Here is a 19028-nt window from a genome sequence, read left to right on the forward strand (position 1 = left end):
CCTACACCTTTATAACCGAGTTCGATTAAGTTCTCGTTTAAACTGCTTACCTCGATTAAAAAAATCACTGTACAAATAAGGCCCGGGAATACTTTTTCCGGAATAAAATCGACTCCGAAACAATGGATTTCCGGAGCCCATTTCCCCATACAGAAAAACACGATTAAAGCGAGAGTATAAACAGTTAGTTTTTCAATAATCCGGGAAAATGCTCGGGAGGATAAATAATTCTCGTTCCAAGTCTCGGCTTTGAAAAACTGAACAAACACCCGGCTTAATTTAATTAATTTGATATCCGTTTCGTTCGGATCATGTTCCATAATATATTTTTTACAGATACAGTCCCAGCGTGTAATGGTATCAAAAACCACCATTAAAAACACCAGGAAAAGTACGGGCCAAAAATTATTCCCACATAATTTAGTCCCTATTGTGTAAATGATTAAGGCTATAGCCCATAAATCAAAATTATAGAGGTGATCAAGAAAGTTTTTTAAAACCGACACAATAATCACCTCCATTTAAGCCGTCCGTTTCCACATATATACAGCGAGATAGGGCTGCATATTGTTCATAGCAGTGCCACCGCCTACAGATCCTACGCTGGCTGTATGAGTGTGTGCGCCGTCGTTTGAAATGCTGTGAGCGTGATCAATAGCCCAGGAGGTTTCACCAGTCCACGAACGCCCAGCTTCAAATTGAGCTATAAAGCCAGAACCAGAACCATCTGAGCCACAAGCACCATGATAAGCACCCCTATAAAAAGCGCCGCCAAATCCAGCAAAATCCGAACGGTCATCTATGCCAAACCAACCCGTGATATTCATATTGCCACGATTATGATTATGGCCGCCGCTGTTTCCAGTATACCCACCGTGTCTATGAGTACCAGCGGTGTTAATACTTACATTGTGAGTGTGTCCGGGCAATTCATTTATTGTAAGCGTATGTGTTTTTTCGCCTCCAGTGCTTCCAGCAGGATAACTACTGTTAGCACCAATTAAAACCCGGCCCTCGTCTAATGCTACCCAAGTGCCACCGAATAGCGTAGCCGGAGAGGTAGAACTGGTACTCATATAGATAGAGCCTACCGGATACACCATATCGATAATATTCATTTTTGATTTTTTAACCAGAGAAACGGTGTTTGTCTGGCCGTTTTGCCTGGTATATTTAAACTCCGCCTCGTTTGCTGTCGCCGTAATGCTGACGATCCGGTTAGCTTTGTTGGCAGCGACTTCCTCGTCCAGGATATCGAAATTCTCATTAAGGGCCTCGATATCGGCGTTATTGTCATAGGTAGGACGATTCAGTCTCAAATTTGGCGTTTTTGGTAAATTATCATACTGACTTGCCATGCTTAAGATCCTCCTCGTTTAATATCCTGGTTATTTCGTCCTGGCTCATAAACTTCAGCAACAGATTAACCAGTTTGGCAATGATACGACTTTGCTTTTCATTAATTTCAGAGAGATCAAGCGTAAGGTTCTCCAACGATTTCCTCATACTCATCTGCCGTAATCCACCCTTTAATAACAGCATTTCTTACCATAGTTTTGTTCCAGAGGCCGCTGTCGTAGTATTTTTTAACTTTTTCAAATTTACTCATTTTCCGTTACCTCCATTTCTTCCGTAGGAATATCGATATCGCTCATCATTGCCAGGTAATCGATATCGGCCTGTTGTTTAGCTACCTGGGCCTCAAAGTTTTCCCGTTTACGTACGTCTGCTACAGATTCGGTATTACGTTTAAAAATCATAATCATTACCTCCATAAATTTTTAAAATAAGAATCCATTCTCTGTATCAATTTATTTGAGTTACCTACGCTGGCGTGAGCTTTCCAAGCGTTATAACACTCATAAACTTTTGCTTTTGTTAACGTACCTTTTCGGGCCTTATTAACCAGCCTTTTTAGCTTTCGCTTTTCGGCTTTTACGTTTTGTCCGTCTATCGATAAAACGACTTTTCCGGTTTCTGTGAGCCGGAACGTAAAGCCTAAAAATAAAAAGCCTCTACAGAGAGGATAGATTTTTGTTTTATTAATATTGATTTCAAATCCTAAATTATTGAGCTGTTTCCCGATAATCTCAAGCCAGTTTTTCAACGTGTTTTTATCGTTATGGATAATGATAGTATCGTCCATATACCGGAGGTAATATTTTATGTGCAGCTGTTCTTTACAGAAATGATCCACATCATCCAAAACACCGATACCGGCGATTTGTACCATTTGGGAACCGGGATTATATCCTACTGTTCCGGAATACTGGGTATCTAATATTTTGGCAGCCATACCGTAAATATCGTCGGGAACCATTTTCGCAAACTTGTTTTTAACAACGTCGTGACGCATACTCGGGTAATAGCCTTTAATATCAATGTGTAAGACGTAACCCTCCGGGCCGTAATTACAAAAGTAATTCCATAAGAATTTTTTAATCCTGCCCCTGGCAAAATCAGTACCTTTTCCCTTTTGACAGGCTGCGTTATCATAGATAAACGCATTTGTTATCATGGGATACAGAGCATTATCATTTAAAGACCTTTGATATACTCTGTCTCTAAAGCTGATACACAAACCGTCTCGAGGCTTCGGGTGAGTGATCTTTATAGGTTTAGGAGCCAGGCTTTTATAAGTTCCGGCCTCCAGCTCATCACATAACTGATTTGTTCGCTCTATCTGGTTCAAGATAAAACTGGATACTGACGGTTTCCAAATAACTCCTTTTTTACATTTTAGTCCTGAATTATAAAGATTATCGTAATCAATAACAAAAGATTTATTCATAAAGTTTCCTCATTGTGATAGCAGATCAGGCGTGTTTTTGACACGTCCTCCACATCAACAAGGTATTGTTTATCCATAAGGAAAAGATATAGGCTCCTTGTATATAGATAGCTGGATAGCACCTGTTTTATAAACAAGCCATAAGTATCCGAACATATACAATCGGGAGCGAAGCGATTGGCGTTGCTTGCGTTGTTGTTGTTGGCGTTGCCGGACGTATTGACATTCCATGTATTGTTAGCGTTGCCACGGTTAGCGCTGCGGAGCCGGACGTTCTGCGAATAGCCTATATCTTAATAAATTAAGCGTTAAACCGCTTAATATCGCTTTCCTGCCAGGCTCTGGTTAAATTGCGTACTTTGATAACGTTCTTTCCCCAGAACCTCACCCGTTTACCGGATAAATGAAAAATAGGTTTAGCGATCTGAATCAGGGCCAGCAAATTATTACAATTTCGAGCTGCTTCGTCCTGTAACCGTTTTCTTTCTTTTCGGTTATCGGTAAAATTCTCAGTTCCCGGTTTCATTAAAATGTTATTTGCCGTCCATAAATTAACAAAAATATCTATAGCTGTATTTGTTATTTTTTCTGTAAGCAAATGCTGAAAATCCGGAGTAAATACTTTGGGATTTTTGCAAATACGCAACGTATAAGCAGCCAGGCTCTGGGCGTCCAGTAATACCTGTAATTTGTTTTCCGCTCGTTTGCTTTCTGGTACAGACATTTGTTATTTGCCCTCCGTTTTAAGGGAGCCATGCGTGGCTGGCTCCCATTAATGATTTATCCGATTAACAAATAACACAAGCGGGAGCGAAGCGATTGGCGTTGCTAGCGTAGCTGCGGTAGGCGTAGCCGGACGTATAGACACCCCATGTATCGCTAGCGTTGCCACGGTAAGCGCTGCGGAGCCGGACGGACTGCGCTGAAACGTGGTTTTCTACGGCATAGGTAATCATATTCGGGAACGCTACGCCAACCGGTAATGAATTGGGGGACTCGCTGGCCCGTCTCCAGTAATCCCAGGTTTCACCCTCGCCGGCCAGCTGAGGAGCAAAGTGTTCCTCCTCCAGAGACGGTACAAAGAATTTATCAAAGGTTTCATCAAATCCGAGGTTCTTTTCTGCGTCAACCACAGTATTAAGAGCAGTTTTAACTTTTACTTTACCCAGGATATTCAGGAACTCGCTTTCAAAACCGGTTAACCAGCCGGCTTTATTAATCTGATCCGGCACGATATCAAATTCGGTTTGAGGAGTCCACCAGGCGTTAGCTGCAGCAGCGCTGTTTAAGAACCGGCGTAAAGCGCTGTCTTTCCAGCGGTTATTACCGTAAGCCGTTCTCTGGACACCATTCAGGCCGTATTCATTGTTACCGTAAGCGTCCCACAGGCCGAGATACTCGCCCCGGGCCTCTTTCGTTACGGTATTGACGGTTTCCAGAATAGTTTTGTGATCGGTATCATACACATAAACTTTCCAGTTTGTATAAACCTGATCGGGCATACCGACAAAACCAGCCAAAATAGCGCCAGCCGGAGCGTCGTTTACGAGTGTAAAGCAAAGATTATCACCTTTAACACAATTTTTACCCCAGGTTACGTCACAGGTGAGGTAATAGGTACCAGCCGGAAGCCCGTCCTCACCGACCACGTAAAACCCTTGTGCATGAGAGAACTGCACACCGAACGGGGAGGCGTAATGAGACTGTAAAAACATACCGGGAACGGTTTCACCGTCCTGTAATTCAACGTCTTTAAAATGCGTAATGTCAAAGGGGAGACTATAAGAAACGTCGGCAACAACGTCCCTCCAGGGGACGATAATCTGATCGCCAACGTTAAAGAGCTGAGAGGCGTAACCGTTCTTAACGATCTGCTGGATCGTTCTTAAGTCACTGGCTACGGCTGCGATACTGCTCGCATTTGCCACCCGTAAAATAGCGTTCTGTTCTCCTAAAAGATCGGCAATTTTTAAACCGGTAGTATCACTGATAATATCAATTCCGTTAGGCATAATTAATCCTCCTTATTCTCCATTGTTTTCTTCTGCTTCTTCGAGTTCTACGTGGAGTTTACCCTCACCGGTAACGCTGAATTTCAGCCCGTTCAGGTGTTCTCCCAAACTATCACTTACACCCTGGATACTTTCGCTAAGGTTTGTATTTACCTGATCAATAGACGCCGTTAAAGAAGTATTAAGAGTTTCAATATCGCCGCTTAATTCATTATCCAAAGCAGTAATGCTGCTGGACAAGGCATTATTAACGTCGGTTACCCTGGCGTCTACAGTAGCAATATCGTCCTCCGTTTCTGATTTAAAGGCGGCGAAAGTGGTTTCAATAAACGTATTGAGCGTCGTAGAAAGAGTGTTAATTTGATTTTGTAATCCGGATACAATGTTATCCAGATCTAAAATTTCTCTTAAGTTTCCAATTAATATTCGTTTCATGCTGTCTCCTCGTATTCCATATAAATCTTAGTCCCCGACACAATAAAACTGATATCCGTTTCATCATAAATACCGGCAAACGTGGCGTATATATCAGTATTGGATTCAATAGTAATTGTAGGCGGTACGTCCTCCACATTTTCGACAACCTGATATAACAAACCGTTTTCTGCAGCCAGCATAAACTCCAGAACGTACTGGCGAAACTCGTCGTTTTGAAACAAATCCAGCCAGGTATGATCTTCATGATGATTACCCCAGGTTCCATAAGCCAAAGCGTTTTCCCAGGTAAGATACAAGAATACATACCAGATAGCCAAATGAGCCGGCTTTACGTCCTCCAAAATACTTTTAAGGATATCGATATCCTCCGGAACACCGATAGGGCTCGTAAAAACGGCTTTTATTTTTCCCTCTACAAACGAGAGCTTGAGTAAACCGTTTTTCCAGCTGTCGGCTACTTCCTGGAGTAAAACGATATCGGCTTTGCTGGTTCCTACCCATTTGGCCCGGACGGTACTACGCCGGCTATCAAGACTCTGATTTTCACCGGGTATTATTTTCGCTTCTTTCTCAAAATGTTCCAGGGCTTTTAAGGTAGCGGTATCAAAATAATTGTTTCCGTACACCTCATCCAGGGCAGCGTTTACAGTGTCCAGAGTAAGACCAACACTGTTAAACAGTTCACGGATCCATTTATCTTTACGATACAGAGCGTGGAGAGTGTTTATCATATAATCTTTACTGAACATTTATAGTCACCGTCCCGAGTACAGGTATAGATTTATCCGGTATTGTTAATCTGCTGGCAGAATTATTAAGGAGTAAACCGTCATAATCGCTTACGCCCTCACAATTCAGCAAAAGATTTCCGACTTTTGCCGGAGAAATATACTGACTGTTAAAAACAATGCTTGCAAAAAATTTTGTTACCAGTCCCTCAAACTCAGTTTTAATATCTGCTACTGTTCTGGTATTGTCGAGCTGTACTGTAACACTGATATTAACTGTGAGGGGATCTGCTGCAACCACGGTACAATATGCACCGATAGGAGCCTCTCCTAAACCGGTTCCGGCACTGTTCGGATCAATATATTCCTGACACCTTGCCACCGTTTCCGGACTGGGTACGAGTCCGTCGTCGTCAACGACCACGACCTGAACCGTATTATCTCCGTCCCACAAAGGAAAAACCTTACAGTCTCCGATTCCGGGAACTTCTTTTGCCCAGCGGCGGTAATGATAAACGTTTCCGCTGGTAGCCGGTTCCTGCAGCGCTTCGTAATAGCGTTCTCTTAGACTTTCGTCGGTTTCCTCGTCATAGCCGTCGCTTGTAACATCCGGATTAGTAACCTGGCTGATTCCCTGTATCGTTACAGGCATTTGTGTAATAATTCCGGCGATAACATTACCCTCGGAACCGCTTTTCACAGCTCGGATAGCAACGGTATCACCCTGGTTAACGTGTTTCGTCTCCAGTGATTCAAACTGTATATTTGTTTCGGTAGCAAACAGATCGCCAGCGTCGATATCCCCGGAGCCGCTAACTATTTGGATATATCCTGTTGCATACGTGGCAGCCTTACGGGTAAGGCCTTTACGCTGATAAATAAAGCGTTCCAAATCTGCTCCAGTCAAATTATCGACGTCCTGCAAATATTCGATTTTAAAGCACTTATCCCAGAGCCGTTTAATACCAAAAGCCGTAGCTTTCAGGATATCCCAGACAGGAAACCCCTCCGTTTTTTGATAACTGTCGGAAACCTGATTCAGTAATTCCTCGTGTACGGCCTCTACCGTAGTCGTTTTTAACTCAGTAGCCATATATAACCACCTCCTCTCCTGTATTAGTTTTTACCGTAAATGAAAAAGTACCCTTATCAAAATTCCAGTCGGATACGCTGGCTACGTCTGGACACTTCGTAAGGATACCCTCATTAATACGCCTCATAATTTCCGCTACCTGATAACCTCTCGGTAATCGATAACCGACCAAATCCCGGAGATCCACGCCAAAAGAGGAGGTATAAACCTTGTATTTGTCTACCTCCGTACGGATAAAAAGCTCTATCCATTGTTTGATAGCGTCGATTTTACTGGGCTCGACGTTTTTACCGTCATTGATCACAAATTCTTTTTTCTCGTAATCAAATTTTATAGATCGTCCAATAGTGCCGGAAACGACAGTATCAGCCGTTTCGTCTACGGTAGCGATTTCTGTTTCGGTTAACGTTATTTCATCCGGAAACATCAGCTAACACCTCGCAATATATCGACAATGAAAAAATGTTGCCCGGATTCATCCGGAACAACCATAACGTAATCACCAACTTTCCAAACTTCATTCAAATGTACACGTCCGTTACATTCGATATCACCGTCAGCGTTATAATTACCGCCGCCTGGATTACAGCTGACCGATATTTTACCGCTCTGGCTCTGATTTGCCACATAATCCCGGAAAGTCGTTTCACGTTCCAGGATCTGATTACAAATATAAATCTGCCAGGCCTGTAACATAAATTTCCCGGACTGGATAGAAATAATCACCGGCGATAAAGACTCGACTTTACCGATACAGGCGCCGATCGGTTTCGGATTATCTCTTTCCTTAAACTGTTTGGCCATTTCATACTCCCAGTTTTCCATGTTATACCTCCAAATCCAGCTCCATAACATGAGAGCGCCCGTTATATTTGTGAGTACAATTTTTTACTAAAAATGCTCCGACCAAATCGATATCCGGCTGATTAAATACCAACATCCTCCCGGATCTGACGGTATCGTCCCCGAAAAGAGTAACCTTAAAATCTTTTTTAACTTTGTTCAGATCCGCTAATTTTTTCTTAGCGATTTCTGCAGCCTGGGAACTCTTTTTATCCTCGATTTTTTCAACCTTAGTTAACAAACCAAAGGTTTTAATATTGTTGCTGTCCTCTGCCGTCGCTAAAATCTGTCGGTTCTTTTCCGAGGAGCTCACGATCATAACCCGAGTAGCCATTTCTTCGGCGCTGTAACTGCAGTTAAAGGAGCCGATAACCTTAGTTACATCAAAAGCGTTAACATTGGGCGCCGGTTTATACGTTGCGGTAATAATTAAATCCTCATATTTTTCGATATATAATTTATTATCCCTGACCTCCAGACGGTATTTAATACCGAGTTCTGCAGTAGCGAGTTTAAGTAAATCCTTAATGATGTCAGAGATTTTTACACCGTTATAAATCTTGCTGATTTCTGTCGGAATATCTGTAACAGAGCCAACCGGGATACTGTTCTCGTTACATAACTTAGTAATCGCTCCCGAAACACTGATTTTATTAAACTGTATAATCGCCTCGGACTTATTAAGGTAATAGGCGTAATCGTAGCATTTATAGGAAAGCTGGGTAAAATGGCTGTGAGTTTGCGCCATAATAACACCGAAAAACACGGTTTTACCGTTATTGCTCATAACAACTTTACCGCCGATTTCCAGGCGATTCTTATTGTAATTTGTGTCCAAAGGATTATTCAGTAAATCAAAACTCAGCTGCATACCCAGTGATTCGATATTATCGCTCCGGGTATAGTTTGCAGTTACAGGAGTGATGTTTTTTGAAACACCGTTTTTATCAATATACGTAAGTTTAATCATGAGCTCAAACCTCCGGCTCCGGTAACCGTTCTGTATTCCGTCAATTCCAGCCGGTAATGATAATCACCGACATTATCGACGTTGTAAACAAAATCATTAACCAGAGCAGCCATAGACAGATAAACGCTGCCGTTTGAATAAACTACCGTAATCCGTATCGGCTTATAGGCGAGCTGATTTTTCTTAATAAAGTTAATTACCGTTCCGGCCCCGTCACCGTTCGGCCTACACCAGGAGTATTTTAAAGGAGTAGGAGGTAAAATACTCTCCAGCTTCAACGACCGGGAACCCATAGGCCCGATTACAGCCATATCTCCTAAAATACCGTTAAACGTCTCGTTGTTTTGTGGGCTGTTCTGTTCCGGCAAATTTGCAGGAACAACGGGTAAAACCACCTTTTCGCTGTCAGACGCCAAAACGATATCGGCCTTTCCCGGCTTACCGAGTACAGAGGGGACGAGGATAGAAAACAGCTGACTGATAGTAGCGTTCAATATAATCACCTCCTACATATTAGCCAGGGCTTCGACAATACGATTCGTAATTACCCGGCCACAGTCATTATAAAAATCTTCATTACCGATAACGTTCCCGGCAATAGTAAGGTTTAAATTAATAACCGGCGCTGATTTTTGAACCGTTTTCGCTGCCAAATCATGAGGTATGATCTGAGAGCCACTGGGGAGCGTAATTAATTCGCCACGGTTACCCTCGTTAACATAAGTCTGGCCACCCTGGAAATAACTTGTACCGGTAGCGTTATGGGGAACGTCTTTACGTTCTTCCATTTTCCGCTGGTGGTAATTTACGATCGTGTCGATAGGATGAGCGATAAAATTTTTAAAATCAGTCCAGAGGCCTTTTAAACGATCTATACAGCTGGTAAATGAGGCGCTAATACTATCCCAAACACTTAAAACCGTATTTTTTATACTGCTCCAGGCCTCAGTAAACCAATTTCGTACAGCAGCCGTAGTTTCCCTGAAAAATGCAGTAATACGATCCCAGTTAAAGTACAGCAGCATAACGACAGCGATAATAGCCATGATAGCCAAAATAATTGGATTCGTTGCCATAATAGCATTTAAAATACCTATTGTAATCTGTACTGCCTTTATTGCGGCCTTAATTCGTAAAATAGCTCCAGCTATTAAAACCGTACCGGCAATAACCGCCGGAACAGAGAGGAGTATCTGAGATAACACCGGATGAGCCATTAAAAACGACACTATTTCAAAAACAGTATTTTTCCACCAGATAAAAGCATTTACAAGCGCTGTAACAAGAGATATACATTTATCTAAATCGGCCAGCGCTTCGGAGCCAAATAATTTATTTACCTCCTCTCGTAAAGCCGTTATAGGTTCTTTCCCGGAATTAATAGCCTCCTGTAATCCGGTAGCAAATTCCTCCACCTTATCTAAACTTTTAGAAAAATAATCCATTCCGGCGCCGATATTTAATGCTTTAGCCAGGGATCCACCGAAAGCAGTACTGATATTCTGTACTGTATCCTTAATATTATTAAACTTAGATACCAGAGTGTTTCCGACAGCGTCGGCGGCTCCTTTGGTTTTAGCCTGGATCGCTTTCATTGTCTGATCGGCGGTAACCTGGTGTTTTTTAATCATTTCGTCCAGTTCTTCCTGGGTAACGTGTAGATAGTCTTTTAAATAATTAAAAACACCAGGCAGCGAGTTACTAATCGCTTTTAAGTCGCCACGCTCGGCATACCCACGTCCGAACATCTGGATCAGCTGAGTATTAACCAGCCCGATTTGCTCCTCAGTCATGGATCCGGCGGCTGCCATATCAGTTAAAATTTTAATGTTTTCTTTAGCTACGTCCAAACTGGCTCCGGAAGCCGCCCAGCTCTTAGCGATATCCAGGGCTCCCTTACGAGACAAATCTGTTGTTTTGCCGATAACGGCAGCAAATTTATCTAAATCCTGAGCTTGTTTCTCGCCCAGCAAAAAGGATAAACCAGCCATTGTTTTCTCGTGCTCGGCATATTGTTTAACCACGCCGGCCCCGACGGCAGCGACGCCACTGGTTACAGCGGTAATAGCTGAAAATAAATATTTCGCAGCTCCGGCGGCACGAGAAAAGGAACTTGTCATAGCGCTGGACATTCCAACGGCTCCGTTTTGTGTTCGTTGCATAGCCCGAGCAGAACTATTGACGTTGTTTCTAACCTTACGTAAAGGGGCGCTGAACTTATCAACCAGAGACAGTAAGACATTAATATTTTTAGACGCCATTAGAGCCTCCTGTCTTTATTTCTTTCATAGCTTTTTCCTGGGCTTCTACATTTAACTCCATAGAGGCCCTTAAAAAAACTTTTTCTAAAAAGCTCAGACTTACGAGCTCACGTACGCTATATCCCTTTTCAAGATAATAGCTGAACATATTCAGCTCTCCGTCTGAGCGGATGAGTTTTTTACGTCATTCATAATCTCAGTAAAACCGTACATTGCCAAAATGGTTTCAGCCAGTTTTACGATTCCTCCGATATTATCGTCCAAGACAGCAACAACCACGTCGTAAGGCTCCGAGCAGTGATAAGCTTCCTGTAATTTCTTGTCATGGAACAAAGGAACACAAAGATAAATCAGCTGCTTATAAATATCAAGCGTTTTAGAGAAACTGATATCGTCTTTCTCTAATTCATCCAAAATATCGGAAACCTTAGATATCGGCTGTTTTACTGCTGTAATCGACATTCCAATCGCTGGGACGTCAATTTCTTTAATACCGTAACTATCACGTTCTTTTTGCAGTTTTCTTTCCAGCAGAGCCTCGAGCGTAGCTTTTTCTAACTTTTCTTTATTCATAATTTAATCCTCCTAAATAAAAAATCCCTGCCAAAAAATTGATAAATATCAATAAAAAATAAGCAGGGATTTGAGAATGGCTATTAATTTTTTATAAAATCTTATCCAGATAACGGAAACCGCCGGCCTTAAACGGAACAGATTCCTCGGAAACGGTGGCGTTCTCGAACTGCATGAGCGTGGCTTCGTCGAAAGTTACGTCGTAAATTTCCACACGTTCGGAACCGTTGGCGTCCGGATCTGCCAGGCGACCGACCAGTTTAATCGGCGGCATAGAGCCGGTAACCATTCCGTTAAGGATGAGATTAACGAGGTACGTATCCGTTTTGTGTACGACGATAGTACCGGCCAGCGAATATCCGAGATAACGCTGCTGTTCGCATAATTCGCCGTTAATCTCTACGGCTTCGTATTTCAAGGTAGCTTTGGCCTCAAAGCTCTTAACATTGGCCAGGCGTTTCCCCTGGGCCCAGAGGCGACCAAACGTACCACGCAAAATTTTATTAACAACTTCTGCCATGATTTAGCCTCCTCCCTTACTGCATTGTAATTCTGAAATGGAGATCCTCGATAGCGTCCAGGATCTTAATATCGCCGGCCAGGAACACAAACGATTTAAAGGACATTTCTTTGACTTTTTCTTCATCCCAGTCCTTAGCCTCGGTTTTGCCAATACCCAGCCAAGCCTCTCTCTGCGCTTCAACGTCAACATAAGCCATGTTATCATAATCCGGATCCAGGATTTCCTCCCGGGCCAGCTGCCGGAAATAACTGTTAACGGCACTGATAAACAGGCACTGGTTATCGTAAGAGTTTTTGTATTTACCTACGTAATATTCCTTAAAGGTTTCGTAAATATCCTCCAGGATAATATTCATAGCCTCTACAATAATAATCTTACGCATATCCTCGGTGTCGGTAGCTGTGAACGTAGTAAGCGTGTTAACGCCACGACCGATTTTGATAGTGTCCTCGTCTTTAAAGAAAACGATAAAGCCCTCGTTAATCCAGTAATCGATATCGTGCTCAGTCGTAACAAAGCTCATATCGACCTCGTCGATATCCTCAAATTCATAATACGTACAGCTGCGATTCATAGGCAGATTACACAGCACAGCAATTACACGGGGGAGATACATTTCCATATCTACCTGGGTATTGGTATCAATATCATGAACCCACTCGTTTTTAATGTTGATAACATATTTGCTGTCTGCAGTCGTAGCCCCGGCCACCAGGCCGATATATTTTTTACCGGCACTCTTAGCATTTTTGTTAATGATGTAATTAACGACAGACTGCTGCCAGTCGGAAACCACGGTACAAATGTAATTAAACTTAACGCCCTCCAGGGCTGTAGCCGCCGTAGAAAAATCCTCCGTAGCCGCCGGCACGATCAGGACATACACCTTATTAACCGGAACCATGAAAGCCCGTTTCAGAGCTTTCAGCAAATCTACGGAATAATCGCTGCTATCCATATCGCTTTCATACTTATATCTCCGTAAAACCGGAGTTTCGACCGAACCCTTAACGACGATACAGGCCGTACCACGTTCGGAACGCTGGATAGCGCTAACGGCTTTCTGGATAAATGTAATATCAATTACAGGTAATCCAATATTAGACACGTTATTACCTCCTTTAAACTAAAAATTATACTGCCTCGTCCTCATATTCCATATAAATAGCGCCGTTTTCATAACTAAACTCGACGTTTGAGCGATCATAACGGCTCGCTAATCTGGCATACAGATTTTCAAAACCGTCAATAATCAGTTCCGGAGGAATATCCTCTGCTTTTTCAACAGTCTGATAAACCAAATCGTCCTCGACAACCAGAGCAAACGGGAGAACATACTGATTAAAATCGTCGTTCTTCCACAAATGAAAATCAAGATTTTCCATGTAATAATCCGGATCCGATTCATCCGGCAACTGCTGAACGAGAACACTCGTTAACGTACAAAGGAGCGTTTTGTCAGCTTTATTAATGGTTATCGAGAGATTTTTTCCGGGAGTCTCATCAAAAGTAACATGAGCTACTATCTGATTGTTTTCGTCTGTTAACGGCAGCGGAACAGACAACAAGGCAAGTAATTTATTTTTTACATCTATCAAATCTAAGAAACCCTGATACCGATCCTCAGCAAAAAAGTAAATCTGTAAATCCGATTCCTCTTTTACATACTCAGTAGTCTGGCTGCTGCCTCGGATCTCATCAATATCAATGAAATAACTGGGCCGGGAAAAACCCTCGTCCAAATCTCTGTCGTTTACCGGATAAGCAGGAAAATGAGACTCGATTAACAGCGTCAAAGATTTGATTATATCTATTACAGATAAGATTTTTTGAGCCATTAATAAAACCCCTTTTTTAATAAGTCGTCCACAAATTTTTCACAAAGACTATCAAACTCGCCCGGAAAACGGTTTGCAACTTTACCGACTATGTGTTTACCGGTAACAAAATCTTTTTTCGGAGTCTGCTTTTTGGTTCTCCAGTCTATCATTTTGTGACCAAACTCGATTAAATGGGCGTGAGGAGCCTTATTATATACCCGAACCTGAAACTCACTCCCAGACCAGATATAGGGGCGACCTCGTCCGATTCCTTTTAACAGGTTACCGGTTTTCTTTTTAACAGTCTGCCGGTATTCTGCCCTGACTCGTGAGCGGAAAGCGTTACCGGTTCTACCCATAAACTTTTTAGCTTCGTTCGGATACGTCCTGGTAACGTGTTCCAACACGTTTTTATCAAAATCCGTCAGTTCATGAAAATCAAACTCGATCATAATTTCACCTCACAGAAAAGCTCGAGGCGCTCATGGTTCAAATTTGGATCCAAAATGTAAAGGATATCATACCTTACGCCCTGATACATAATCCACATATCCGGAGTAATATCGGTACGGTATCTGATTTTGACTTTGTGAGTAGTACGACTTAACGTAGTTTCAGCGGCCCGGCCAGATAACAGGCTGCCGGTTTGTGGAATGATAGCAGCGTAAAGCGTTTGATACAGGACAGGCTCGATCGGATACTGACCGAGCCTGTTTTTTTCGGCGCTTTTTACGTTATGCCATACCTCCACACGTTTTGTTAATTCTGTCGAAAGCTGGTTTGTACGCCGTAACATCCTGCCACCTCCTACAGTAAATTGGAACTATGGGAGCCAAGTATCTGCAGTACAGTAGGATTAATCTGAACACCGGTAACCGTAAACTGACGCAAATCGTACATATCCGCACATAAAGCCAAAACTGCCAGGGGGATATCGTCATAATCGTTTAACTGGTTCGGTTCCAAACCCGTATAACTGATACAGTACTGCACCGCTGCTCCTAAGATAGCCGTCAGTAATACGTTATCGTCGTCACCGTCTACCCTTAAATAATTCTTAACGATATCAATGGTTAATTCGCTGACTCTCATAAAGGTATCACCCCTCAGCTTTTGCTTTTTTACGGGAAGTCGTCTTTTTTACCGGTTTCGGCGGCTCTGCCAGTGGAGCGATATATTTAGCCCTCAGCAAATCCCGAGCGATAGCCTCGTCGGTTATATCGATTTGCTGGCCGGCTGTACCGTTCACCTGGCCGCCGAAACTAATTAATACTTTATATTTCATAATTAGGTGGGATCAGAAGCGGCCATAGTCAGATAAGCCATTTTCTGATCTTCCAGGACTTTAGAGTCAGCTTCAAACCATGCTACGGCGCCTACGGCGTGTTCATCAGCGTATTTTTCCAGGAGCAGCTGCAGCTCAACACCGGGACGGATGTTTACGCCCAGACCGGAAAAGTCGCCGAACACAACAGTCTTTTTAGAGGCTGCAATATTTTCCATAGCGTCGGACTCATAAACCGGGCAACCCAACAGCCGATAATTAAAGCCGTCACGGATATCAGGATTCAGCAGATAACGCTGATCACCGTCTTTCAGTTTGCGGATCGCTTCCAGAGTCTGAGTGCTCATGATCCAGACGCCTTTACCACGGTAGCGCTGGTTAACTTTCATCTGTAACTTAATCAGATCGTCGGCGCTGATAGCAGTAGCAGCGGCAGCGGTAACACTGATACCGGAGGTAGTCAGTACGCCAGTCATGTGACCGGTAGCCCCGGTGCCTTTTAAGAGTTCTGCTTCCATGAATATTGCGATAGCTTCAGCCAGCTTACCGATTACATAGGAAACGATATCAAATTCAGCATTGTTAATCAGGGATTTGGAAATTTTAGCCAGAGCGCCGGCCAGGTTTCCGGATAAGGTTACGGAGGTAAACTTACCAACTTTGGAAGTAAGAGCCGTAAATTCGGCAGCGTACGCCACAGTAACAGCGCTGCTAACCTCTGTGTATTTCGGAAACACCAGGCTTCCCTTAACGCTGTACTGATCAGACAGCTGGAAAATGGGAGAAATGTTTTTAACGGTTTCGATAATTTTCCTTGCGATAGAGGTAGGAATAACAGCGCCGTTATCGCCCATAGTCATATTAGCGGTAGCCACGTCCCGAGATTCTGCCGGCAGAGAACCGGTACGGAGGAACGTTTCAAAAGCTCTCATTTCTGCCTGTTCGGTTTCTTTTGCAGTCGGAGAAGCAGCAGCCGGAGCACCGGGAGCAGTACCGAACTGCCGGGATTCGTTGAACAAGTTAATTGTTTTGTCGATATCTTTAATTTCTTTCATGAGTTCGTCATAGCGTTTAGCCTCGTCCTCATTAAAGGCCCGGTTTTCCTTTTCGGCAGCCAGGAACATATCATTAATCTGACCAACAAGGGTGTTACGTTTTTCTAACAGCTTTTTAAAATTCATGTTTTTTACTCCTTTACTTTAAAATTGAAAATTCAAATTTACGTTTCTGCTGAGCCAGCGCTGCAGCAGGATCTGTTACCGGTTTATGATCTGGATTACTCCGGTTATCTATTACGGTAATATCATCCTCGTGTTTACGATACTCGACCAAATCCTGACCGCCGTCGCTCCTCATTTCAATACTCGTAGCAATATAGGCCGGAGTCACGTCTAAAATTGACACCTCGAACAAATCGATATCCTCTAAAATCCGGCGAGGAATACCGTCGTCCCGTGTTTCCCAAGAGTCTTTCTCTTTTTTGAAACTAAACGACCAACCGCTCAGCTTTTTGGCTTTTGCCTGTTCGATTACGTCCGGATCACTCACGAGCGCCCTGGCATACAAACCAATGTTATCCTCGTACAGCTCCAGATTATCCTTTGTGCTGCCGAGCGGCTTTTGATGATTAAACATCAAACCGACATTGTCTCTTTTTTCCAGAGCGTGTTTAAACGTGCCTGGTTTTACCAGCTCGATAAACTTACCGTTTTTTACATCCTGTAATACACGGCTCTCTCTGCCGGTTACATTAACATACCCGGTAATCATAGCGGTATTATCAGCTCGGATCTCCACTCGTATCATCTGGCGTTCCCTCCTTTCCTTTACTGCCGAGCTTAGTAGCAGTATTAGTATTTACGGCGTAAATTTGCTGAGTCTGGGGATTATATAGCACATCCCCGAGGCCCAATTTTACAAATTTAAGACCGAGCGGCGGTAAATTTTCAAGTTTACGAACCTCATCAACCTGCAGCCAACCGCTTTTTATAGCTATTTCATAGCCTTTATAACGTTCCAAAACTCCGCTTTTAAGAATTTCCGAAACGTCGATAGCGAAAAACAGCCGTTCTTTTTCAGATTCCAGCAGTAAAAACTTGTTAATAGCCGTATTTAAGGCATTTACCACCGGCAAAATAGCAGTTTTTACGGCATTAATTTAAATTTCCTCGTTTCCGGTTCCGCTGGACGTCTCAAATAAATTAGTAGACAAGCCGAAAAGGTTATAAACCAAATCGCTGTTAGTCCGTTTGGACTCATTCAGCTGGTTTTCCGTAGCGGTACTCGCTGCCGGCTCGAAAGAGATACCCTCGTTCAGTACCATAACGTCAGGGGAGTTATTAACATCCGTCGAAAACAGTTTTCGCCAGGCACTTTTCAGCTGATCCAGCTTATCCTGTTCCAAACGGTATTTGGATTTTAAAAATCCTCGTTTGGTTCCTCCGGAAACCGCCGTATTTTCATATTTTAAGGCGTTAAGCATAGTATTAAACAGCAAAGCGTTCTGCTGTAAAACGCCAATACCGGTAACACCGTTAGCGCTGTTCTGCACCAGCCGGAAAACAAAGTACTCCGGATACTCCACGCCATTAATATAGATTTTTACCGCCTTTTTGATTTTGTCGATACCGTCGATAACGGTAACGTACTGATTATCTACATAGAAAAAACCAAGCGTTTCATTACGGTTATCCCGTTCTACGACGGCGTAACCGTTGCCGTCCAGCAGCATATCACAAATCAGCGCCCGTTTTGCCTGGTTTGCGTCCAGCAGATCTCCGGTATCATCATTAAGGATTTTTAATCTGGGATCCTTTTCAACCGGAGTGATCACACCGTCTTTATCTTTTTCAAATAACCTGACGGGTAGGCCGGCTACCGTACTGGCGATAAAATTCACCGACGTAGCCAGCGCCGGAATATTCAGGGCGTCTTTTTTACTGATAAAATAAGAAGCGTAATTTTTACCGGTAAGAATAGCCTCAAGATCTGATTCTGCAGATCTGTTTTCCTTATAACCGAAAAAGGATTTAACCGAGTTAATAATTTCTGTAAGCATAAAATCACCTCCTTACTCTAAATTTGTACAGCCCATTCCAGCGCCTCATTCAGGATTACATTTTGCTGCAGCAAATACAAAGCGTTGATTATCGATACAACCTCGTCCACTTTTCCGGCAGAACGTTTTTTGTTAACGTATCGGTTAAGATTTGTATCATAAGTACACCGGGCATTATCAAAATTGATTTCCAGGAGCTTGTTGTCGTGATACCTCAGCTGCCGGTTCTCGATTAATTCAGCCAGCCATTTCGTGGGCCCGTGTAAAATGCTGGAGTGCTGCCGGATCTCCACACAGACGATACCACCGGATTCCCATTTCTGAGCCGAACTGATAGCGTTATATCTGTCGTAGCCCAGGCTGTGTATCTTAACCCCGTACTTTTCCTCGATAGAAAAAACAAAAGCCTCGATAACAGAGTAATCTACCGTACGATCTCCACAGGCGATACACTTGAGAGCCTTAATAAAATCGTAATAGTTTACCTTTTCGATACGGTTCTTTTCTTCGATTTTTCCCTCCGGGATAAACGCTATAGCGCCGGCCAAAACGGTTTCCGTTTCCTGATCATAGGCCACCATACCGACGCTGCAGTTATCATTACTCATGGATAAATCGACGCCCAGGAATACC

The 19028-nt window shown here is 43.0% G+C and carries 29 protein-coding genes; all 29 read right to left on the reverse strand.

Going from position 1 to position 19028, the window contains the following annotated elements:
• A partial coding sequence (locus IKN49_02600; GenBank protein ID MBR3631941.1) for a hypothetical protein occupies positions 1-374 on the reverse strand: 374 nt, incomplete at its 3' end.
• A gap of 147 nt (positions 375-521) precedes the next feature.
• Positions 522-1358 carry a hypothetical protein gene (locus IKN49_02605; protein ID MBR3631942.1) on the reverse strand — a complete coding sequence of 279 codons (837 nt, stop codon included), beginning with the start codon at positions 1356-1358 and terminating at the stop codon, positions 522-524.
• Positions 1359-1474: 116 nt separating this feature from the next.
• Positions 1475-1609: an XkdX family protein gene (locus IKN49_02610; protein MBR3631943.1), complete on the reverse strand. Its 135-nt coding sequence runs from the start codon at positions 1607-1609 to the stop codon at positions 1475-1477.
• The gene (locus IKN49_02615) at positions 1602-1760 is read right to left on the reverse strand and encodes a hypothetical protein (protein ID MBR3631944.1); all 159 of its coding nucleotides are present in this window, start codon (positions 1758-1760) and stop codon (positions 1602-1604) included. Before IKN49_02615 ends, IKN49_02610 begins: the two co-directional genes overlap by 8 nt.
• 5 nt (positions 1761-1765) lie before the next feature.
• On the reverse strand, positions 1766-2791 hold the full coding sequence (locus tag IKN49_02620) for a hypothetical protein (protein ID MBR3631945.1): 1026 nt from the start codon (positions 2789-2791) through the stop codon (positions 1766-1768).
• 301 nt (positions 2792-3092) lie between these two features.
• Positions 3093-3515: a hypothetical protein gene (locus tag IKN49_02625; protein MBR3631946.1), complete on the reverse strand. Its 423-nt coding sequence runs from the start codon at positions 3513-3515 to the stop codon at positions 3093-3095.
• 64 nt (positions 3516-3579) lie between these two features.
• On the reverse strand, positions 3580-4803 hold the full coding sequence (locus IKN49_02630; GenBank protein ID MBR3631947.1) for a hypothetical protein: 1224 nt from the start codon (positions 4801-4803) through the stop codon (positions 3580-3582).
• 12 nt (positions 4804-4815) lie between these two features.
• A complete protein-coding gene (locus IKN49_02635) occupies positions 4816-5238 on the reverse strand; it encodes a hypothetical protein (protein MBR3631948.1) in 423 nt (140 codons plus the stop codon).
• Positions 5235-5972 carry a DUF2313 domain-containing protein gene (locus IKN49_02640; protein ID MBR3631949.1) on the reverse strand — a complete coding sequence of 246 codons (738 nt, stop codon included), beginning with the start codon at positions 5970-5972 and terminating at the stop codon, positions 5235-5237. Before IKN49_02640 ends, IKN49_02635 begins: the two co-directional genes overlap by 4 nt.
• A gap of 7 nt (positions 5973-5979) precedes the next feature.
• Positions 5980-7062 carry a baseplate J/gp47 family protein gene (locus IKN49_02645; GenBank protein MBR3631950.1) on the reverse strand — a complete coding sequence of 361 codons (1083 nt, stop codon included), beginning with the start codon at positions 7060-7062 and terminating at the stop codon, positions 5980-5982.
• Positions 7052-7489, reverse strand: coding sequence for a DUF2634 domain-containing protein (locus IKN49_02650; GenBank protein MBR3631951.1), 438 nt, complete (start codon positions 7487-7489; stop codon positions 7052-7054). The genes IKN49_02645 and IKN49_02650 overlap by 11 nt, the downstream gene beginning before the upstream one ends.
• Positions 7489-7887, reverse strand: coding sequence for a DUF2577 domain-containing protein (locus tag IKN49_02655; protein ID MBR3631952.1), 399 nt, complete (start codon positions 7885-7887; stop codon positions 7489-7491). The genes IKN49_02650 and IKN49_02655 overlap by 1 nt, the downstream gene beginning before the upstream one ends.
• A 1-nt stretch (position 7888) precedes the next feature.
• Positions 7889-8875, reverse strand: coding sequence for a hypothetical protein (locus IKN49_02660; protein ID MBR3631953.1), 987 nt, complete (start codon positions 8873-8875; stop codon positions 7889-7891).
• On the reverse strand, positions 8872-9369 hold the full coding sequence (locus IKN49_02665; GenBank protein MBR3631954.1) for a hypothetical protein: 498 nt from the start codon (positions 9367-9369) through the stop codon (positions 8872-8874). The genes IKN49_02660 and IKN49_02665 overlap by 4 nt, the downstream gene beginning before the upstream one ends.
• Before the next feature lie 12 nt (positions 9370-9381).
• Positions 9382-11136, reverse strand: a complete 1755-nt coding sequence (locus IKN49_02670) for a tape measure protein (protein ID MBR3631955.1) — start codon at positions 11134-11136, stop codon at positions 9382-9384.
• Positions 11126-11284 carry a hypothetical protein gene (locus IKN49_02675; protein MBR3631956.1) on the reverse strand — a complete coding sequence of 53 codons (159 nt, stop codon included), beginning with the start codon at positions 11282-11284 and terminating at the stop codon, positions 11126-11128. The genes IKN49_02670 and IKN49_02675 overlap by 11 nt, the downstream gene beginning before the upstream one ends.
• A 2-nt stretch (positions 11285-11286) precedes the next feature.
• The gene (locus tag IKN49_02680; GenBank protein ID MBR3631957.1) at positions 11287-11709 is read right to left on the reverse strand and encodes a hypothetical protein; all 423 of its coding nucleotides are present in this window, start codon (positions 11707-11709) and stop codon (positions 11287-11289) included.
• Between the two features lie 91 nt (positions 11710-11800).
• Positions 11801-12229 (reverse strand): phage tail tube protein, encoded by a 429-nt coding sequence (locus IKN49_02685; protein ID MBR3631958.1) that lies wholly within the window; start codon positions 12227-12229, stop codon positions 11801-11803.
• A 16-nt stretch (positions 12230-12245) separates the two neighbouring features.
• The gene (locus IKN49_02690) at positions 12246-13340 is read right to left on the reverse strand and encodes a hypothetical protein (protein MBR3631959.1); all 1095 of its coding nucleotides are present in this window, start codon (positions 13338-13340) and stop codon (positions 12246-12248) included.
• A gap of 25 nt (positions 13341-13365) precedes the next feature.
• On the reverse strand, positions 13366-14070 hold the full coding sequence (locus IKN49_02695; GenBank protein ID MBR3631960.1) for a hypothetical protein: 705 nt from the start codon (positions 14068-14070) through the stop codon (positions 13366-13368).
• A complete protein-coding gene (locus IKN49_02700) occupies positions 14070-14504 on the reverse strand; it encodes an HK97 gp10 family phage protein (protein MBR3631961.1) in 435 nt (144 codons plus the stop codon). The genes IKN49_02695 and IKN49_02700 overlap by 1 nt, the downstream gene beginning before the upstream one ends.
• A complete protein-coding gene (locus IKN49_02705; GenBank protein MBR3631962.1) occupies positions 14501-14848 on the reverse strand; it encodes a phage head closure protein in 348 nt (115 codons plus the stop codon). Before IKN49_02705 ends, IKN49_02700 begins: the two co-directional genes overlap by 4 nt.
• 11 nt (positions 14849-14859) lie before the next feature.
• The gene (locus IKN49_02710; protein ID MBR3631963.1) at positions 14860-15144 is read right to left on the reverse strand and encodes a head-tail connector protein; all 285 of its coding nucleotides are present in this window, start codon (positions 15142-15144) and stop codon (positions 14860-14862) included.
• Positions 15145-15151: 7 nt separating this feature from the next.
• Positions 15152-15337 (reverse strand): hypothetical protein, encoded by a 186-nt coding sequence (locus tag IKN49_02715; protein MBR3631964.1) that lies wholly within the window; start codon positions 15335-15337, stop codon positions 15152-15154.
• A 2-nt stretch (positions 15338-15339) separates the two neighbouring features.
• A complete protein-coding gene (locus tag IKN49_02720) occupies positions 15340-16518 on the reverse strand; it encodes a phage major capsid protein (GenBank protein ID MBR3631965.1) in 1179 nt (392 codons plus the stop codon).
• A gap of 13 nt (positions 16519-16531) precedes the next feature.
• Complete coding sequence (locus IKN49_02725; protein MBR3631966.1) at positions 16532-17143, reverse strand: HK97 family phage prohead protease; 612 nt, start codon at positions 17141-17143, stop codon at positions 16532-16534.
• Complete coding sequence (locus tag IKN49_02730) at positions 17118-17465, reverse strand: hypothetical protein (protein ID MBR3631967.1); 348 nt, start codon at positions 17463-17465, stop codon at positions 17118-17120. Before IKN49_02730 ends, IKN49_02725 begins: the two co-directional genes overlap by 26 nt.
• Positions 17466-17495: 30 nt before the next feature.
• Positions 17496-18395: a phage portal protein gene (locus IKN49_02735; GenBank protein ID MBR3631968.1), complete on the reverse strand. Its 900-nt coding sequence runs from the start codon at positions 18393-18395 to the stop codon at positions 17496-17498.
• Positions 18396-18412: 17 nt separating this feature from the next.
• Positions 18413-19028, reverse strand: a 616-nt coding sequence (locus tag IKN49_02740; GenBank protein MBR3631969.1) for a hypothetical protein, incomplete at its 5' end; no start/stop codon positions are given.

The sequence above is a fragment of the Elusimicrobiaceae bacterium genome (assembly GCA_017528825.1).
GTDB lineage: Bacteria > Elusimicrobiota > Elusimicrobia > Elusimicrobiales > Elusimicrobiaceae > Avelusimicrobium.

Excerpts from the sequence above, each read along its gene's own strand:
- IKN49_02605 (MBR3631942.1), bottom strand. The coding sequence starts at position 1,358 with ATGGCAAGTCAGTATGATAATTTACCAAAAACGCCAAATTTGAGACTG.
- IKN49_02610 (MBR3631943.1), bottom strand. The coding sequence starts at position 1,609 with ATGAGTAAATTTGAAAAAGTTAAAAAATACTACGACAGCGGCCTCTGG.
- IKN49_02615 (MBR3631944.1), bottom strand. The coding sequence starts at position 1,760 with ATGATTTTTAAACGTAATACCGAATCTGTAGCAGACGTACGTAAACGG.
- IKN49_02620 (MBR3631945.1), bottom strand. The coding sequence starts at position 2,791 with ATGAATAAATCTTTTGTTATTGATTACGATAATCTTTATAATTCAGGA.
- IKN49_02625 (MBR3631946.1), bottom strand. The coding sequence starts at position 3,515 with ATGTCTGTACCAGAAAGCAAACGAGCGGAAAACAAATTACAGGTATTA.
- IKN49_02630 (MBR3631947.1), bottom strand. The coding sequence starts at position 4,803 with ATGCCTAACGGAATTGATATTATCAGTGATACTACCGGTTTAAAAATT.
- IKN49_02635 (MBR3631948.1), bottom strand. The coding sequence starts at position 5,238 with ATGAAACGAATATTAATTGGAAACTTAAGAGAAATTTTAGATCTGGAT.
- IKN49_02640 (MBR3631949.1), bottom strand. The coding sequence starts at position 5,972 with ATGATAAACACTCTCCACGCTCTGTATCGTAAAGATAAATGGATCCGT.
- IKN49_02645 (MBR3631950.1), bottom strand. The coding sequence starts at position 7,062 with ATGGCTACTGAGTTAAAAACGACTACGGTAGAGGCCGTACACGAGGAA.
- IKN49_02650 (MBR3631951.1), bottom strand. The coding sequence starts at position 7,489 with ATGTTTCCGGATGAAATAACGTTAACCGAAACAGAAATCGCTACCGTA.
- IKN49_02655 (MBR3631952.1), bottom strand. The coding sequence starts at position 7,887 with ATGGAAAACTGGGAGTATGAAATGGCCAAACAGTTTAAGGAAAGAGAT.
- IKN49_02660 (MBR3631953.1), bottom strand. The coding sequence starts at position 8,875 with ATGATTAAACTTACGTATATTGATAAAAACGGTGTTTCAAAAAACATC.
- IKN49_02670 (MBR3631955.1), bottom strand. The coding sequence starts at position 11,136 with ATGGCGTCTAAAAATATTAATGTCTTACTGTCTCTGGTTGATAAGTTC.
- IKN49_02675 (MBR3631956.1), bottom strand. The coding sequence starts at position 11,284 with ATGTTCAGCTATTATCTTGAAAAGGGATATAGCGTACGTGAGCTCGTA.
- IKN49_02680 (MBR3631957.1), bottom strand. The coding sequence starts at position 11,709 with ATGAATAAAGAAAAGTTAGAAAAAGCTACGCTCGAGGCTCTGCTGGAA.
- IKN49_02685 (MBR3631958.1), bottom strand. The coding sequence starts at position 12,229 with ATGGCAGAAGTTGTTAATAAAATTTTGCGTGGTACGTTTGGTCGCCTC.
- IKN49_02695 (MBR3631960.1), bottom strand. The coding sequence starts at position 14,070 with ATGGCTCAAAAAATCTTATCTGTAATAGATATAATCAAATCTTTGACG.
- IKN49_02700 (MBR3631961.1), bottom strand. The coding sequence starts at position 14,504 with ATGATCGAGTTTGATTTTCATGAACTGACGGATTTTGATAAAAACGTG.
- IKN49_02705 (MBR3631962.1), bottom strand. The coding sequence starts at position 14,848 with ATGTTACGGCGTACAAACCAGCTTTCGACAGAATTAACAAAACGTGTG.
- IKN49_02710 (MBR3631963.1), bottom strand. The coding sequence starts at position 15,144 with ATGAGAGTCAGCGAATTAACCATTGATATCGTTAAGAATTATTTAAGG.
- IKN49_02715 (MBR3631964.1), bottom strand. The coding sequence starts at position 15,337 with ATGAAATATAAAGTATTAATTAGTTTCGGCGGCCAGGTGAACGGTACA.
- IKN49_02720 (MBR3631965.1), bottom strand. The coding sequence starts at position 16,518 with ATGAATTTTAAAAAGCTGTTAGAAAAACGTAACACCCTTGTTGGTCAG.
- IKN49_02725 (MBR3631966.1), bottom strand. The coding sequence starts at position 17,143 with ATGATACGAGTGGAGATCCGAGCTGATAATACCGCTATGATTACCGGG.
- IKN49_02735 (MBR3631968.1), bottom strand. The coding sequence starts at position 18,395 with ATGCTTACAGAAATTATTAACTCGGTTAAATCCTTTTTCGGTTATAAG.